The sequence below is a fragment of the Streptomyces mayonensis genome (genome assembly GCF_018982965.1).
Lineage (GTDB): Bacteria > Actinomycetota > Actinomycetes > Streptomycetales > Streptomycetaceae > Streptomyces > Streptomyces mayonensis.
Genome location: NZ_JACBYP010000060.1, coordinates 16,378 through 31,753, shown reverse-complemented (window position 1 = coordinate 31,753; position 15,376 = coordinate 16,378). Strand labels below are relative to the sequence as shown.

The window sequence follows — 15,376 nt, the reverse complement described above, 5'->3', positions numbered from 1 at the left end:
TGTCATTCGTACCGCCGTGCGCACCACACGGCGCGCACGGCGGTGTGTCCTCACACGTCCAGGTCCACCACGACCGGCGCGTGGTCCGAGGCGCCCTTGCCCTTGCGCTCCTCGCGGTCGACGTAGGAGTCGGTGACCGCCTTGGCGAAGGGCTCGTTCCCGTACACCAGGTCGATGCGCATGCCCCGGTTCTTGGGGAAGCAGAGCTGGCGGTAGTCCCAGTACGTGAAGGGCTGGTCGTACTTCAGCGGGCGCGGGACCACGTCGGACAGGCCGGCGCCGCGCAGTGAGGCGAGGGCGGCGCGCTCGGCAGGGGTGACGTGGGTGGAGCCCTCGAAGGCGGCACGGTCGTAGACGTCGTCGTCCGTCGGTGCGACGTTGTAGTCGCCCATCACGGCGAACGGGCGGCTGCCGGCCGCGTCGCCCTCGACGGCCGCGCGCAGTGCCTCGAACCACTGGAGCTTGTAGGCGTAGTGCGCGTGCTCCACCTCGCGGCCGTTGGGCACGTACACCGACCAGACGCGGACCGGGCCGCAGGTGGCGGAGATCGCGCGGGGCTCCTGCACGCCGTCGTACCCCGGGTCGCCCGGCAGTCCCTTGACCACGTCCTCCAGACCGACGCGGGAGAGCACCGCCACTCCGTTCCACCGGCCGGTGGCGTGGACCGCCGACTCGTAGCCCGCCTCGCGCAGCGCGTCGAAGGGGAACTGCTCCTCGGCGACCTTGGCCTCCTGGAGGCAGAGCACGTCGGTGCCGCTGCCCTCCAGCCAGGCCAGGAGCCTCGGCAGGCGGGCGGTGATCGAGTTCACGTTCCAGGTCGCGATGCGCATGTTCCCCAACCTACCGGGCGGCACCGACAACGCGGTCCCGCCGTTGCCCGGCCCGGAACGCGACCGGACCCGCACGTCCGCGGGGCGTCACACCCGGGCGGAGTCCCCCGAGGCCAGCCGCAGGTGCTCGGCGCCGCCCAGCTCCCCGATCTGCCGGTCGTAGACCGGGCGGGCGAGGTCGGTGAGCAGCGCGTCGTGGATGTCGTAGGCACGCTGCGGGCCGACCTCACGGACGTAGTCGATGACCTCGGCGATCTTGTTCCAGGGGGCCATGACGGGGAGCATCAGCGTCTCCACCGGCCGGTCGGGGACGGTGAGGGCGTCGCCGGGGTGGAAGAGCCTGCCGCCCTCCACGAGGAAGCCGATGTTGGTGACGCGCGGGATGTCCGGGTGGATCACCGCGTGCAGTTCGCCGTGGACCTGTACGTCGAAGCCGGCCGCGGTGAAGGCGTCCCCGTGGCCGACGGTGTGCACGCGGCCGGGGAACGCCCCCGAGATCTTCTCCGCGACCGACTTCAGCGTCCAGATCCGCGCCGCCGGATTGTCCTCCATCGCGGCGCGCAGCCGCAGCTCGTCGAAGTGGTCGGGGTGCTCGTGGGTCACGAGGATCGCGTCCGCGCCGAGCGCGGCGTCCTCCTCGCTGAAACCGCCGGGGTCCAGGACGAGCGTCTGCCCGTCCTTCTCGAGGCGGACGCAGGAGTGCGACTTCTTGGTGAGCTTCATGCTCCCCATCTTGCCGCCGCGCCCGGATCCCGCACCGGCGGGGCGCTCGCCCGCGGTCCGCTCACTCCTGCGGTGTCGTCGCCTCGCGCACGACCTGCTGGGCCACCTTGAAGGCCCGGTTGGCGGCCGGTACGCCGCAGTAGACAGCGGCCTGCAGCAGCACTTCCTTGATCTCGCCGGGGGTGAGGCCGTTGCGCAGGGCGGCCCTGAGGTGGGGCGCGAGTTCGTCCAGGTGGCCGCCGGCGACGAGGGCGGTGAGGGTGACACAGCTGCGGGAGCGCCGGTCCAGGCCCGGCCGGTCCCAGACCTCGCCCCAGGCGTACCGGGTGAGCAGCTCCTGGAAGTCCTCCGAGAACGCGTCGGCCTGCGCGAGCGCCTGGTCGACGTGAGCGTCGCCGAGCACCTCGCGGCGCACCTTGAGCCCCGTGTCGTACGGGTCGGGCCGCCCCTGCGGCTGCTGGGGCACGGCGGCCGGCTCGATCTCGGCGATGGGCGCGGCCTGGGGAGGCGCGGCCAGGGCCGGCTGCGCGACGCCCGGCGCCCCGGCGGCGGGGGCGGAGGCGGGGGCCGGCGGTGCGGCGGGATGGGCGGCCGGTACGGGGATCTGGCCGGTGGCGTTGATGTCGTGCGGGGCCTGCCACGCGGTGGTGAAGTGCCGGACCAGCAGGTCGGTGACGGCCGCGGGCTGCTCGACGGGAACCAGGTGGGAGGCGCCGGGGACGACGGCGAGGCGGGCGTCGGGGATGCCGGCGACCAGGGTGCGGGCCTCGGCGGGGCCGGTGACCTGGTCGTCGGAGCCGACGAGGACCAGGGTGGGGACGCCGACCCGGCCGAGTTCGCCGCGCACGTCGAAGGCGGCCAGGGCCTCGCAGGCGGAGATGTAGCAGCCGGGGTCGGTGGTGCGCACCATCTGTACGGCCCACTCGGTGATCGCGGGCTGGGCGGCGGCGTACCCGCCGGTGAACCAGCGCTCCGGTGAGCTGCGCGCGATGGGGTCGAGCCCGTTGGTGCGGACGATCACGCCGCGCTGACGGAACTCGTCGGCCGTGCCGAAGCGGGGCGAGGCGGCGATGAGCGCGAGGGAGGCGAGGCGCTCGGGGTGCCGCAGCGCCAGCTCGATGCCGACGGCACCGCCGAACGCGCAGCCCGCGTAGCCGAAGCGCTGCACCCCGAGCCCGTCGAGGGTGGCGAGCAGGCGCTCGGTGAGTTCGGCGACGGAACCGGCCGGATGGGCCGGAGCGCCCCCGTGCCCCGGCAGGTCGAACCGGAAGATCCGCCACTGCTGCGACAGCTCGGGGACCTGCCGGTCCCACATGTGCCAGGTGGTGCCCAGTGAGGGACCGAGGATCAGGACTGGTAGGTGTTCCGGCCCGTCAAAGCGGTACTGCAGCGTCTCGGTCTTGCCTTCGGTCACGGGTTCACACCTTTGTCTGTCATGATCTGTCACACTCCCCCCGCGAGACCTCCACACGCCTCCGCCGCCGGAAGCAGGTCCGCCGCGTCCGGCTCCACGTACCGCTTCCTCGTCGTCTTCACGTTGGTGTCCGGCCCACCCGGCGAGCAGGTGATCCGGCACACCGTTGTCGGCGAGGTACGTGAGGCAAGACGCCCGAGCATCGTACAGACGGACCCTGCGAAGGCCGTTTCAGCCCGACGGCGGCGTCGGGCTGGTCACTGGCCGGCCTCCTTCGCGGCGTACACCATCCAGTGGCGCAGCACGTCCGGGATGTTGGTCGCACGTTCGGTCGCGACGGTGAAACCCTCGGCACCGAGCAGGCCGAGTACGGCGTCCAGGCGGCCGTCTAGGTCCTGCACCTCGATCACGCACTGTCGGATCCGTCGCCAGTCCGAGCCGTCGAGGCCTTCCAGGACTTCGAGTTCCGAGCCCTCCACATCGATCTTCAGCAGATCGATCGGCCCCTCGGGCGCCCAGTCGCGCAGGGCGTCGGACAACCGGAGCACCTCGGCCTCCACCTCGACGGCGCCCAGGATGCGGTCCACCGCTTCGGGGCCCAGTTGCTCCTGGACCAGCCTCTTGTTGAGTTGTTTCTCCTCGGGGTGGCGCGTGGAGTTACCGGGCAGCGCGGGGAAATAGGTGAACCGGACCTGTTCCTCGGGCAGTCCGCCGAGCGCCGCCCGCACCGGTTTCACGCCCTTCGCGCCGTACCTGCTCAGGTTTTCCCGCAATGCCTGGTAGATCTCGGGAATCGGTTCGAAGGCCAGGATCCGGGCATCCGGGCACTCACCCACGACGAACAGTGAGAACATGCCCACGTTCGCACCGACGTCCACGACCCGCGCGGAACCGGGAATGCGTATCCCGTGTTTGAGGTAGTCGCGCTCCACGAACACCTCGTTGTAGATGAAGTGGATCTCGGAAATGAGTGCGCCTTCCACCTGTGGCGCGAAGACGTGAAATCCTTCGGCAACCTGGACGGATCGAATTTCGGCCATGGACGCTCCCTGAGTCGTGGATCACCGCACCCGTTCCCCTACCCCGCTGTCACGCCCCGGAAGACCGTTGTGGGCATAGGTCGTCTCCACTACCGTCCACAGCATGAGTCACGTCGCCATGGTCAGTATCGCCCACCACGGTCATGTGAATCCGAGCCTGGGAATCGTCCGGGAGTTGGTCGCCCGCGGCCACCGGGTCAGTTATGCCATCCCCGACGAGGGCGACTTCGTCGAGCGGGTGCGCGCCACCGGGGCCGAGCCCCGGGTCTGGAGGTCCACACTGCCCGCCGCCGGGGACGACCAGAGCAGATGGGGCGAGACCCGGCTCGACGTCGCCGAGTTGTTCCTGCGGGACGCCGTCCAGGCGCTCCCGCAGTTGGCGGAGCTCTACCGGAACGACGTCCCGGACCTGGTGCTCAGCGACTTCTCCGGCTGGGCGGCCCAGGTGCTCGCGCACCGCTGGTCCGTGGGCTACGTGCAACTGTCCCCCCAGCTGGTGCCCTGGGAGGGCTACGAGGAGGAGGTCGGTGCGAAGCTGGCCCAGGAGCTGAAGTCCTGCGCTCGCGGCCGCGCCCATGACGCGCACTGGCGCTCCTGGCTCGGCGCCAACGGCCTGGCGGGAGTCGACCCGGACACCTTCATGAGCCGCCCGCCGCGCTCGCTCGTCCTGATCCACCCCGCCCTCCAGCCCCACGCCGACCGTGTGGACACCCGCCGTTACAGTTTCGTCGGCCCGTGCCAGGGCGAGCGGCCGGATCACGATGTCTGGACACGCCCTGCCGAAGCAGCGGGCAGGCGCGTCGCGTTGGTCTCGCTCGGCTCCAACTTCACGAAACAGCCCCGCTTCTACCGGACCTGCGCGGAGGCCTTCGGCACGCTGCCCGACTGGTATCTGCTGCTCCAGGTGGGCAGCCAGGTGTCGGTGGAGGAACTGGGCTCGCTGCCGGACAACGTCGAGGTCCGACCCTGGGTGCCCCAGCCGGGCGTCTTGCGGCAGGCCGACCTCTTCGTCACCCACGCCGGTGCCGGCGGCGCCCAGGAGGGCCTGGCCACCGGCACCCCGATGCTCTGCGTGCCCCAGGCCGGCGATCAGTTCGACAACGCCGCCATGCTGGTCCGGCTGGGTGTCGCCGAGCGCGTCGACTCCGCCGACGTCGCCGTCGAGGCGCTGCGTGCGGCCGTTCTGCGGCTCGCCGACGATCCGGCCGTCGCCGCGCGCTGCGCAGCGCAGCGGGAACTCGCACCGGGAGACGGCTCCCGGCGAGCGGCCGATCTGGTGGAGGCGGAGCTGCCCGGCTGATCATGGGCCGCGACCGCCGGGCCACCGGGAAACGGAAGTAATCCGGCGTCCTCCGCACACGAAACGGGTCCGCCGTACGACGTTTGGGGCGCGGTCCGCGAGCAGCCGCGCGGGGTGCCTTTTCGAAACGGGCCCGAAACGGACTCCGTCGTCCGGAGAAACGGGCACCGTGCCCCACCGAACCTCCGAACCACAGTCTTTTGGGTACGAGCAAAGCGTTGCTTGACCCGCGGACGCGGCCATTCCTAGGCTCGGATGCAATCACGCGAAGCGAATCGGGTGCCCCGCGTCCCGGCATTCGTCCTCGGTGACACCCCCACATCAGTGCAGAAAGAGGGTATCCGGTAGTGACCACCCGCCTTGCAGATACCCCGCACACCGACGTCCGGCTGCTGAACCGGTACGGCCGGTTCACCGGCGGATGACCGGGCCGAACGCGAGCACACGCGGCCGGTAGTTCCCCGGACCGCTGCTCTCCTTCTTCGCCTTCCCGACGGCGGACCGGGCCCGGCGCGCACCGATGCACTGGAAAGTTTCTTTTCAATTGTCCGGCTGCCCGCCGCTGCTCCGCGCTGTTTTCCGGCGTTTTCGCCACGCCGGTTTCATGCCTTCTTCCGACCGGCTGTTTTAGTTTCTCCGCAGTCGGCCTCCCCTTCCGAAGTACAGCGCGTCACTGCACCCGCCGACACCACGAAAGGTGTGTGCCATGTCCACCCCCACGACTGTCACGTGCGACACCTGCGGAACCTCACTGACCCGCTCCAAACAGTCCCGCACCTCGCAGCCCCGGGCCCGCTACTGCTCCAACGCCTGCCGGCAGCGCTCCTACCGGCTGCGGCACAGGTCCGGCGGTGTGGACGCCGGACTGGGCAGCGAGCTCCTGACCCAGCTGAGCAGCTTCGTCGGCCGGGCCGACGAACTGGTCGAGCTGACCCGGCTGTTGCACGAGGTGCGGCTGCTGACGCTCACCGGCCCCGCCGGCGTGGGCAAGTCCCGGCTGGCGCTGGAGGTGGCCGGGCAGGAGGCGCGCGGCCGCCGGAGCGAGGTGTCGGTGGTGAGGCTGGGCGCGGTCACCGGCGCCGAGGCCGTGCGCCGACGCGTTCTCGAGGCACTCGGCGACGAACCGGACGGCGGCACGGCGGCCTCGGCCCCGGACCGGCTGCTCGTCCTGGACGACTGCGACCACGTCCTGTACACGTGCGGGACGCTGCTGACCGAGCTGCTCCCCGGACGACCGCGGCTGAGCGTGCTCGCCACGAGCAGGGAACCGCTGTGTCTGCCGGGCGAGTCGGTGTTCTCCGTGACCGGTCTGGCGCTGAGCGATCCCGAGTCCGTCGACTCGCTTGCCGACAGCCTGCGTTCGGACGCGGTCTCGCTTTTCATGGACCGGGCCCGCGCCGTCGCCCCGGACTTCCGGCTCAGCCGCGACAACGCCGCCGACGTGGCCGATATATGCGCGCGTCTGGACGGGTTGCCGCTCCCCATCGAGATGGCCGCCCGGCTGATCCGGGTCTTCCCACCGGCCGAGATCCGCTCCCGGCTGCACGACCGGCTGGCGCTCCTGACGAACGGCTGGCGGCTCGCCGACGACCGCCACCAGAGTCTTCGCGCCGCGCTGGAGTGGGGGTACGCGCTGCTGAAGCCGGTGGAACAGGCGCTGCTGCGACGGCTGTCGGTCCTGCCGGGCGGTTTCGGGCCGGACGCGGCCACGGCGGTCACGGCGGACGTGCCGGGGGCGGCGATCGCGCTGCCGGAACTCCTGGTCGCCCTGGAGTCGAAGTCCGTCATCACCCCGCTGACGGGCGCGGGCGGTGGCGCCGCCCGCTTCCGGATGCTGGAGTCCACGCTGTGTTTCGGGCAGGAGCGGCTCGTCGCCGAGGGCGAGGACACGGCGACGTACGAACAGCTGACCGCCTGGCTGACGACGATGTCGCTCCCCTTGCGGAACGAGGCCGTGGTGCCGGTCGCGACGCTGGACCGGCTGACCGAGGAGCGCGTCAACCTCGCGCACGCGGTGCGGCGGCTGGGAACGGGCTCCGACGAACGCCAGCTGCTCCTCGCCGGCGCGTTGGCCGCGGTGGAGTGGGCGCAGGGGCGGGGCGCCGAGGTGGCCGGGCTCGTGGAGCACGCCCTGGCGCAGACCGCACCGGACTCCGAGTACCGCGCCGTGGCACTGGAGGCGGCGGCTCTCGCCTGCCGGGACACCGAGCCCGACGAGGCGGCGCTGCGCATCGACCGGGCGGTGCGGGAGGAGCGGCGGCGGGGCCGCACCGCGCTGTTGGGCCGGCTGCTGCTGGAACGCGGGATCCTGCGCCAGGGGCGCGACGAGCACCGGGCGTCCCTCGACGATCTGGACGAGTCGCTGGAGATCGGACTGCGGTCGCAGCACGACACCCTCGTGGCACTGAGTCTGGGCGCCCTCGCCCGGCACTGGCTGGAGAACGGCGACCCGGCGGGCGCGGAACGCGAGCTCGGACGGGCCCTTCCCGTGCTGCGCCGCGGGGTGGCCCCGCAGTGGCTGAGCGCCGTTCTGTCCACCGCTGGTTCGCTGGCGCTGGAGAAGGGCGACTTGAAACGGGCGGAGGAGTACTTCACACAGGCGCTGCGCTGCCGTGCGCATCATCATGAGGACGCCGCACGGGCGTTGGAGGGGCTGGCGCTGGTCGCCACCCGCGGCTACCGGTTCGACCGGGGGGTACGCCTGCTGGGCGTGGCGGAGCGGGTGCGCGGCGGCAGGCCGGGAGAGAGCGGCTGGTGGCGGCAGCATGTCCAGCAGGCGCGCGAGACCGCGCTGCGGGCGCTGCCCGTGGGCCGGGCCGAGTCCTGGCTGGAGGCGGGGCGGTCGATGCCGTGGCGGCAGGCGCTGTGCCTGGCGCTCGGCGAGGAATCGGCGGAGCCTCGGGCCAGGGGGGCCGCGCATCCGCTGAGCAGGCGGGAGCGGGACGTGGCCGCACTGGTCGTGGAGGGTTTGACCAACCGGCAGATCGCGGCGCGCATCCATGTGTCCGTACGCACGGTGGAGACGCACATCCGGCACATCCGCACCACACTGGGGCTGCGGTCCCGGGCGCACATCGCGGCGTGGGCGGCGCAGCAGCAGTCCGACGGCCCGCAGCCGCCCGCGCCTGCCCCGGCACCGTTCGCGTCGGCGTCGGCCTCGGCGGCCGTGGCGCTGCGGCGGCTGCCCGATCCCCGCGAGGTACTGCGGGGGGTGAGCCTCGGGGGCGGAGCCGCCCGCCCGGGACTGCGGGGCGCGTAGCCGCCACGCGGGCCGCCGTCCCTCGGGGCGTCGTCCCTCGGGGCGTCGTGGCACGGCCGCCGAGTGAACGGCGGTGCGGCGGTCGGTCCCGAACCCCGTCGCGAAGCCCCGGGCCCGGGGCCCCCTGCACGGCCCCGGCCCAAGGCCGGGGCCGTGCAGGGGCAGCGGGCAGCGGCGTGCGGGACGGGGTGACCGGAGCCCGTGCAGGGACAGCCGGCCACAGGACGAGGTGACCGGAGTCCGTGCAGGGACAGCCGGGCGCAGGGCGGGGTGGCCGGGCTGGACAGGGCAGCCCGAACCGCCCGGCAGCCGAACCCGGGCGGAACAGCCGGGCGCGGGCCGGAACAGCCGGGCTCGGGCGGGGTGCCTACCGGCTGCACCGCCGGTTGTCCGACGGTTGGGGGAGCCGGCCGGCCGACCCGGCGGGCGGTGCGGCCGGTGGCGCCTCCAGGTGCGCACGGGTGCCCGGGTAGTGCGGTCGGCGGGGCAGCCGGTGGTGCGGCGGTCTCAGGGGGTCGGGGTGGTCTCCACCCGGATCAGTGCCGTCGCGGTGTCCAGGGCGGTCTCGACCTCCCCCGGTGTCGAGCCGACGGCGACGACGTGGCCCAGGCGGTCGTAGGCGTCCTGCGGCGGGCGGACCGCGCGGCCGGGTACTCCGGTGGTGACGACGGATTCGACGCCGGGGACCCGGGCGGCCTCGGCGGCACCGATGATGCCGGTCAGTCGTCCTGTCTCCGTCGCCGTCAGGAACCGCAGCCCGGCGTGCCGGGCACGGTCCGCGCCCAGCGCGAGGGGACGCCCGGTGGCGGCGCGGAGCTGCTGCTCCAGCAGGTCGATGCCGGTCGCCGCGCGGATCAGCTCGGGGATCATGCCGCCGGCCAGGCGTCCGTTGACCTCGATGACGACGGGTCCCGTCGGGGTCAGCCGGACCTCGACGTGGGCGGGGCCGAGTTCGAAGCCGCCGGCCTTGAGTGCCTGCCGCGCGCTCTCCGCCAGCTCCGCCTCGGCCGCGGCGGGCAGTACGGCCGGGAAGAGGTGGCCGGTCTCGACGAAGTACGGCAGTGCGGTGGTGGTCCGCTGGGTGATTCCGACGCACACGGCCTCGCCGCCGGCGCAGAACATCTCCACGCTGTACTCGGGGCCCTGCGCGAATTCTTCGACGAGTACCCTGCCCGCGCGCTGCTGGCCCCGGACGTTCTCGCTGACGGCGAGGATCCGCGCGGCCTGCGCGAGGGCGCTCGCCTCGTCGGCGCACCAGCGCACGTCCTGCGAGCCGGAGCCGTCGGCCGGCTTGACCACGCAGGGCAGGCCGACGCGGGCGACGGCGGCGGTGACGTCGTCGGCCGACGCGACGACGGCGTGGGCGGGCTGCGGCACACCCGCCTCGCCCAGGACGGCGCGGCTCAGCGACTTGTCACGGCAGAGCGCGGCGGTGCCCGAGGCGTGTCCGGGCCGCCGGAACGACCCGGCCAGGGCCGCCGCGTGGACGAGGTAGAAGTCGCTGGTGGTGGTGACCCCCGCGACGGGGCGTCCTGCGGCGGCCGAGTCGGCGGCGGCGCGCAGGGCCGCCTCGTCCTCGGTGTCGCAGCGGACGGCGGGACAGCCGGTCTCCTCCAGTCCCGCGTACCGGGCCGGGTCCTTGGTCAGCAGGACCGGGGCGAGGCCGAGCCGGGTCGCGGTGCGCAGGGCCAGCATGCCGGTGCCGGTGGTGTTGGACTCGACGAAGAAGAGCACGGGGCGGTGCCGGCGCGGAATCGCCGCGTAGGACCACCGGTGGACGGTCGTGCCGAAGGGCACTTCGGTGGGGACGGTGGCGACGGGGCCCGCGGCCTCGTGGCGGTAGACGGTCTCGGCATAGCGGTCCCCGCGGTCCGGCATGATGCCGACGAGCCGGGTGCCGGGCGCGGCGTGGGCCGCGAGGTGGGTGAGGACCCGGTAGACCGAACCGGAGGTGTTGCCGGCGAAGATCTTCTGTTCCCTCGCGAGGCTCTTCGTCGCGTCGAAGGCCTCGTCGTCGGAGAGCCAGTGGACCTCGTCGAAGAGCCGGTAGTCGATGTTGTCGGGGTAGAGGCTGTTCCCGAGTCCGCTCTGCTTGCGGGTGGTGAGGTCGGGCTGGCCGAACAGGACGCTGCCCACGCAGTCGACGCCGACCACCTTCAGGTCCGGCAGGTGCTCCAGGAGCGCGGCGGAGGTGCCGCAGAGCGAGCCGCCGCTGCCGACCGAGCCGACCAGGACGTCGACGGTGCCCAGGTCGTCGAGGAGTTCGTCGGCGAGGGTGCGGTAGGCCGCCGGGTTGTCCGGGTTGCTGTACTGCTGCGGCCACCAGGCGCCCGGCAGGTCGCGCATCAGGTCGGCGAGGCGTTCGAGGCGCGCGCTCTGCCAGCCCTGGGCGGTCATGGCCTCCACGACGTGCACCCTGCAGCCCATCGCCTCCAGCTTGGCGAGGGTGACGGGGTCGATGCGGGGGTCGGTGACGATGTGCACCGGGTGTCCGAGATAGGTGCCGACCAGGGCGACGCCGAGGGCCATGGTGCCGGAGGAGCTCTCCACGATGGGAGCGCCCTCTCGCAGCGCGCCGGTGCGGCGGGCCTCGAGGATGATGCGGCGGGCGACGCGGTCCTTCATGGCGTAGGGGTTGAGCAGTTCGAGTTTGGCGTAGACCTCGACGCCGTCGGGGGTGTCCGTCCGCAGCCGGACGGCCGGGGTGTTGCCGATGGCGTCGACGAGGGTGTCGTGTCGCATGCGCGCTCCTCGGGGTGTGCCTCGGTCAGCGTTCCATGGCCTCGATCAGGCTCCTGGGCCGCAGGTCGGTCCAGTTCTCCTCGATGTGGGCCAGGCACGCCTCGCGGCTGTCCTCGTCGTGCGCGACGGTCCAGCCGTCGGGGACCTCCGCGAACGCGGGCCACAGCGAGTGCTGCCCCTCGTCGTTGACGAGGACCTGGAAGGTGGCGTCCGGATCGTCGAACGGGTTCACCTGTCCCACCGCCCTTTCCCGTGTCTTGGCGCGGTGGCCGCTCCACCGCCGCGCCGCCATCCTCACGGCGCGCGCCGGACCGGTCCTCGGTGGGATCCACCGTTACGGCGCCGCGGGGACCGCCCACTCGCAACGTGCCTGCTAGAACTGGGGCCGTGTTCCGGGAGTTTGCCGGACGGGGGCTGCCGGGGTGCGGGTTTCGCAGCCGTCCCGTGGGCGGCCGAAACAGGACAAGCGCCTGTCACCACCAACTTGAGGACACGATGTACAGGAAACCGGTCTCCGGCCCCGTGCACGGCCGCACCTTCACCCAGGAGGCGCGGAGGGCGCAGATCGTCGAGGCCACGATCGAGACACTGGCCGAGATCGGCCACACGAAGACGTCGTTCACGGCGATCTGCAGACACGCGAACCTGAGCAGCACCGGCCTGATCTCCTACCATTTCGCCGGGAAGCCGCAGTTGCTGCGGGAAGTCACCCGCACCATCGTGGAGAAGGCGGGGACGCTGCGGACCAGCCGCGTCGCGCAGGAGGCGACGTATCACGGGAAGCTGGTCGCCTACATCGCCGCGCACTTCGACTTCATGACCCGTTACCCGGCGCACGCCCGGGCGCTCACCGAGATCGCCGAACTCGTCCGCGAGCGGCCGGTACCGGAGCTGGACGACGTCGCGCGCAGCGCTCTGTCGGTGGAGAGTCTGGTGGCACTGCTCGAGGAGGGATGCCGTGCGGGCGAGTTCCGCATCGCCGACCCGCCGGTGCTGGCGCTGGCCGTGCAGGGCGCCCTCGACAACGTGGTCCGCCACCACGAGTTGTTCGCTGTCGCCGATCTGGACCACCTGGCCCGGGAGCTGACGGACATCTTCACCCGTTGCGCTCTGTCCCCGTAGTGGCCCGTCGCGGGGTGTGAGCCGTTCGTCCGCCTGATGCGTACTGGATGCGGACGCGGTGGCGGGCCCGGCGGTGTTCCGGCGCTCGTCGGTCCGAGGATGGGTAGAAGTACCTACGGGGACGGCCGCCGGAGCGCAGGGGAACGGGACGACTTAGGTGCTACTGGAACGTGAGACCGAACTGGCGCTGGCGGCTGCCTGCCTGCGCCGGGCCGCGGCGGGACACGGGTCGATGCTGCTGGTCGAGGGGCCGCTCGGCGCGGGCAGATCGTCGTTCCTCGAAGCCCTGCCCCAGCAGGCGTCCGGCGCGCGGATCACGGTCCTCAGGGCGCAGGCGTCCCGCTCGGAGCGGTCGCTGGCGTTCGGTGTGGTCGACCAGCTGGTGGAGTCCGCGGCCTGCGTCGCGGCGACGGCGGGATCCGGCAAGGCGCGGCGGGCCTGCGCCGACGCGCACCGCGGACCGGTCGGCGACCGGGTACCCCTGTCGGCGGTCCTGGACGGTGTGCCCGGCGACGGTGCGGTACTCGTCCTGGTCGACGATCTGCAGTGGTGCGACACGGAGTCGCTGGCGGAGCTCTCGAAGGGCCTGGACGGACGGCACGGCCGCCGCGTCGTGTTCGCCCTGTCGCTGCCGTCCGGTGCCGTGCCCGCCCCGGGCTCCGCCCTGGGCGCGCTGGTGGGCGCGGCGGACCGGAGGGTCCGGCTGGGCCCCCTCGGCCCCGGGGCCGTGCGCCGGTCGGTCGAGGCCGCCCTGGGCGGCGGCGCGGACGCGGAGTTCGTGACGGCGGTGCGGGTGCGGTCCGCCAGCAATCCGCTGCTGCTCCGGTCCCTGCTGGACGAGGCCTACTCCCGCGGTCTGCGGCCCCGGGCCCAGGACGCGGAACTCGTGCGTACGCTCCGCTCCGAGACCCTGTGCCAGTACCTGTCCGCCTTCCTGCGGTCCCAGCCCGGCCCGGTGCGCCGCACCGTGCAGGCCCTGTGCGTCCTGGGCGGCGGTGCGGACCAGCGGGTCGCCGCCCTGCTGGCGGACCTGGACGCGGCCGGGTACGCGGAGGCGGTCGGCACACTGCACCGCTGGGGGCTGGGCCGGCCGGGGAACGAGGGGTACGGCACGCTCCTGTGGGACGCGCTGGCGGACGGCGTCCCGGCGGACGAGCTCACCGTCATGCGCAACCGCGCCGCGGTCCTGCTGCACCGGACGGGGCACTCCGTGGAGGCCGCCGCCGGGCAGCTCATGTCGGTGCACACCCTGCGGGCTCCGGGGGCTGTGGGCATCCTGCGTGCCGCCGCCGACCGCGCGCTGGCGCGGGGAGCGCCGCGCGACGCGGCCCGGTATCTGCGCCAGGCCCTGCTGGACGGCTCGTGCACCGGCCTGCTCCGGGCCCGGGTGCTGACCGACCTGGCCGTGGCGGAGCGGCAGTTCGCGACCGTCGCCGCGCTGCGGCACGTGGTCGAGGCGCTGCCGTTGTTCGAGTCCACCCTGGACCGTGCCGCCGCCGCGGTGCAGCTGGGCCCGCTGCTCTACCAGCCGTCGGAGTCCGGCATCGCCGCCCTGACCGGGGACCTCGCCGCCCGGTTGCGGACGCGGGGCGGGGACGACGCCGCGGCGGCCGAACTCGCGCTGCGGCTGGAGGCCCGCCACTACGCCCTGGGCGCCCAGGACCCCGCGGTCCTTCCGGCCGCTCTGCGCCGGCTCGACGGGCTGGGGTCCCGGCCGCCCGCGGGGACGGTGGGCGAACGGGAACTGCTCGCCGCGCTGATCCACGTCGCGTTCGTCACCAACAACGCGTCGGCCGAACGGGTGGCGGACCTCGGCGCACCCCTCTTGGCCCTCGAACCGCCGGATCCCCGCCATGCCCACACTCCCCTGCCGCTGGCGGTGAACGCCCTGGCCGCCGCGGAGCACACCGCCCCGACGGTCCGCTGGCTGGACGAGGTCGGCCGGCGCATCGGCCACCGGGACACGGACGCGGAGACGGCCGTGCTGCGGGCGGAGCGCGCCATGGTGGCCCTCTCCCACGGCCGGATCGCCGAGGCCCGCCGGGCGGTCGTACCGACCGGCACGGCCGAGGAGGCGCAGGCCCGTGCCTCGGCCCTCTGCACCGCCGTACAGACCATCGTCACCCTGCACAGCGACGAGCCCGAGCTGGCCGAGAGGTTGCTGACCGGCAACCTGTCCCACCACCAGGACCAGTACCACGCCGCGCTCCTGCACATGACGCGCGGTCTGCTCGCGGCCCGGCGCCGGCACGACCTCATCGCCCTCCACCACTTCCGTACGGCCGGTGAGCGGCTGGAGCGGATCGGCTGGTCGAATCCGGCCGTGCTGCCGTGGTCCTCCCGGGCCGCGCTCATGCACCACCGGCTGGGCGAGCAGGACCGGGCGCTGGCCGCGGCACGGCTGGAGGTGGAGCAGGCACGCCGGTGGGGCGCACCGTCCGTGGTGGGGCGGGCACTGGTGGCGCTCGGCCGCGTCACACCGGGCCGCCGGGGAACGGAGCTGCTGGCGGAGGCGGTCTCCGTGCTGGAGCGGTCCACGAACGCCCACGAGCTGTGCCTGGCGCTGTACGCCTACGGCAGCAGGGAGGGCGTGGACGGGCGGCGGGCCGCCGGCGCGCTGGAACGGGCCCGCGAGCTGTCCGTCGTATGCGGTGCGGACCGGGTGACGCGGCAGATCCGGGAGCAGATCGGCCGGCGCCCCGCCGTGCCCGAGCAGCCGCTCGAACTCACTCCGTCCGAGGCGCGGGTCGCCGGGCTGGCGGCCGCCGGACTGCACAACGCGGACATCGCGCGTGAGCTCCAGGTGTCCAGGCGCATGATCGAGAGGTATCTGACCAACGCGTACCGCAAGCTCGGCATCAGCGGGCGCCATGCCCTTCCACCGGACATCGGCGCGCGGTGAACGGCGCACCGAACCCCGGGACCACAGTGTTTTCGCACCGCGCG

Annotated in this window: 10 protein-coding genes; 4 read left to right on the top strand and 6 right to left on the bottom strand. The window is 73.1% G+C overall.

Annotated elements, in window-relative coordinates; translation table 11 throughout:
• Positions 1–50 precede the first annotated feature (50 nt).
• The 4 genes from HZS56_RS22025 to HZS56_RS22010 all read right to left on the bottom strand — a co-directional run bounded on the left by HZS56_RS22025 (position 51) and on the right by HZS56_RS22010 (position 4,007).
• Positions 51–830, bottom strand: a complete 780-nt coding sequence (locus tag HZS56_RS22025) for an exodeoxyribonuclease III (protein WP_216722485.1) — start codon at positions 828–830, stop codon at positions 51–53.
• A gap of 87 nt (positions 831–917) precedes the next feature.
• Entirely contained in the window at positions 918–1,553 is a 636-nt protein-coding gene (locus tag HZS56_RS22020) for an MBL fold metallo-hydrolase (protein ID WP_216722484.1), read from the bottom strand.
• Positions 1,554–1,614: 61 nt separating this feature from the next.
• The gene (gene pcaDC, locus HZS56_RS22015) at positions 1,615–2,967 is read right to left on the bottom strand and encodes a bifunctional 3-oxoadipate enol-lactonase/4-carboxymuconolactone decarboxylase PcaDC (RefSeq protein WP_216722483.1); all 1,353 of its coding nucleotides are present in this window, start codon (positions 2,965–2,967) and stop codon (positions 1,615–1,617) included.
• 257 nt (positions 2,968–3,224) lie between these two features.
• Positions 3,225–4,007 carry an FkbM family methyltransferase gene (locus HZS56_RS22010; protein ID WP_216722482.1) on the bottom strand — a complete coding sequence of 261 codons (783 nt, stop codon included), beginning with the start codon at positions 4,005–4,007 and terminating at the stop codon, positions 3,225–3,227.
• Positions 4,008–4,110: 103 nt separating this feature from the next.
• On the opposite strand from HZS56_RS22010, the gene HZS56_RS22005 reads away from it, so the two are divergent.
• Positions 4,111–5,307, top strand: a complete 1,197-nt coding sequence (locus HZS56_RS22005; RefSeq protein WP_253914651.1) for a macrolide family glycosyltransferase — start codon at positions 4,111–4,113, stop codon at positions 5,305–5,307.
• A gap of 706 nt (positions 5,308–6,013) precedes the next feature.
• Entirely contained in the window at positions 6,014–8,566 is a 2,553-nt protein-coding gene (locus HZS56_RS22000) for an ATP-binding protein (RefSeq protein ID WP_216722481.1), read from the top strand.
• A 507-nt stretch (positions 8,567–9,073) separates the two neighbouring features.
• Here HZS56_RS22000 and HZS56_RS21995 read toward each other — a convergent pair.
• Positions 9,074–11,308 (bottom strand): pyridoxal-phosphate dependent enzyme, encoded by a 2,235-nt coding sequence (locus HZS56_RS21995; RefSeq protein ID WP_216722480.1) that lies wholly within the window; start codon positions 11,306–11,308, stop codon positions 9,074–9,076.
• Positions 11,309–11,333: 25 nt separating this feature from the next.
• The gene (locus HZS56_RS21990; RefSeq protein ID WP_308408126.1) at positions 11,334–11,540 is read right to left on the bottom strand and encodes an MbtH family protein; all 207 of its coding nucleotides are present in this window, start codon (positions 11,538–11,540) and stop codon (positions 11,334–11,336) included.
• 263 nt (positions 11,541–11,803) lie between these two features.
• Here HZS56_RS21990 and HZS56_RS21985 point away from each other — a divergent pair, with 263 nt between their 5' ends.
• Together HZS56_RS21985 and HZS56_RS21980 are read left to right on the top strand one after the other, a co-directional pair.
• Positions 11,804–12,430, top strand: coding sequence for a TetR/AcrR family transcriptional regulator (locus HZS56_RS21985; protein WP_216722479.1), 627 nt, complete (start codon positions 11,804–11,806; stop codon positions 12,428–12,430).
• Positions 12,431–12,587: 157 nt separating this feature from the next.
• Positions 12,588–15,332, top strand: a complete 2,745-nt coding sequence (locus HZS56_RS21980; RefSeq protein ID WP_216722478.1) for an AAA family ATPase — start codon at positions 12,588–12,590, stop codon at positions 15,330–15,332.
• Positions 15,333–15,376: the final 44 nt, after the last annotated feature.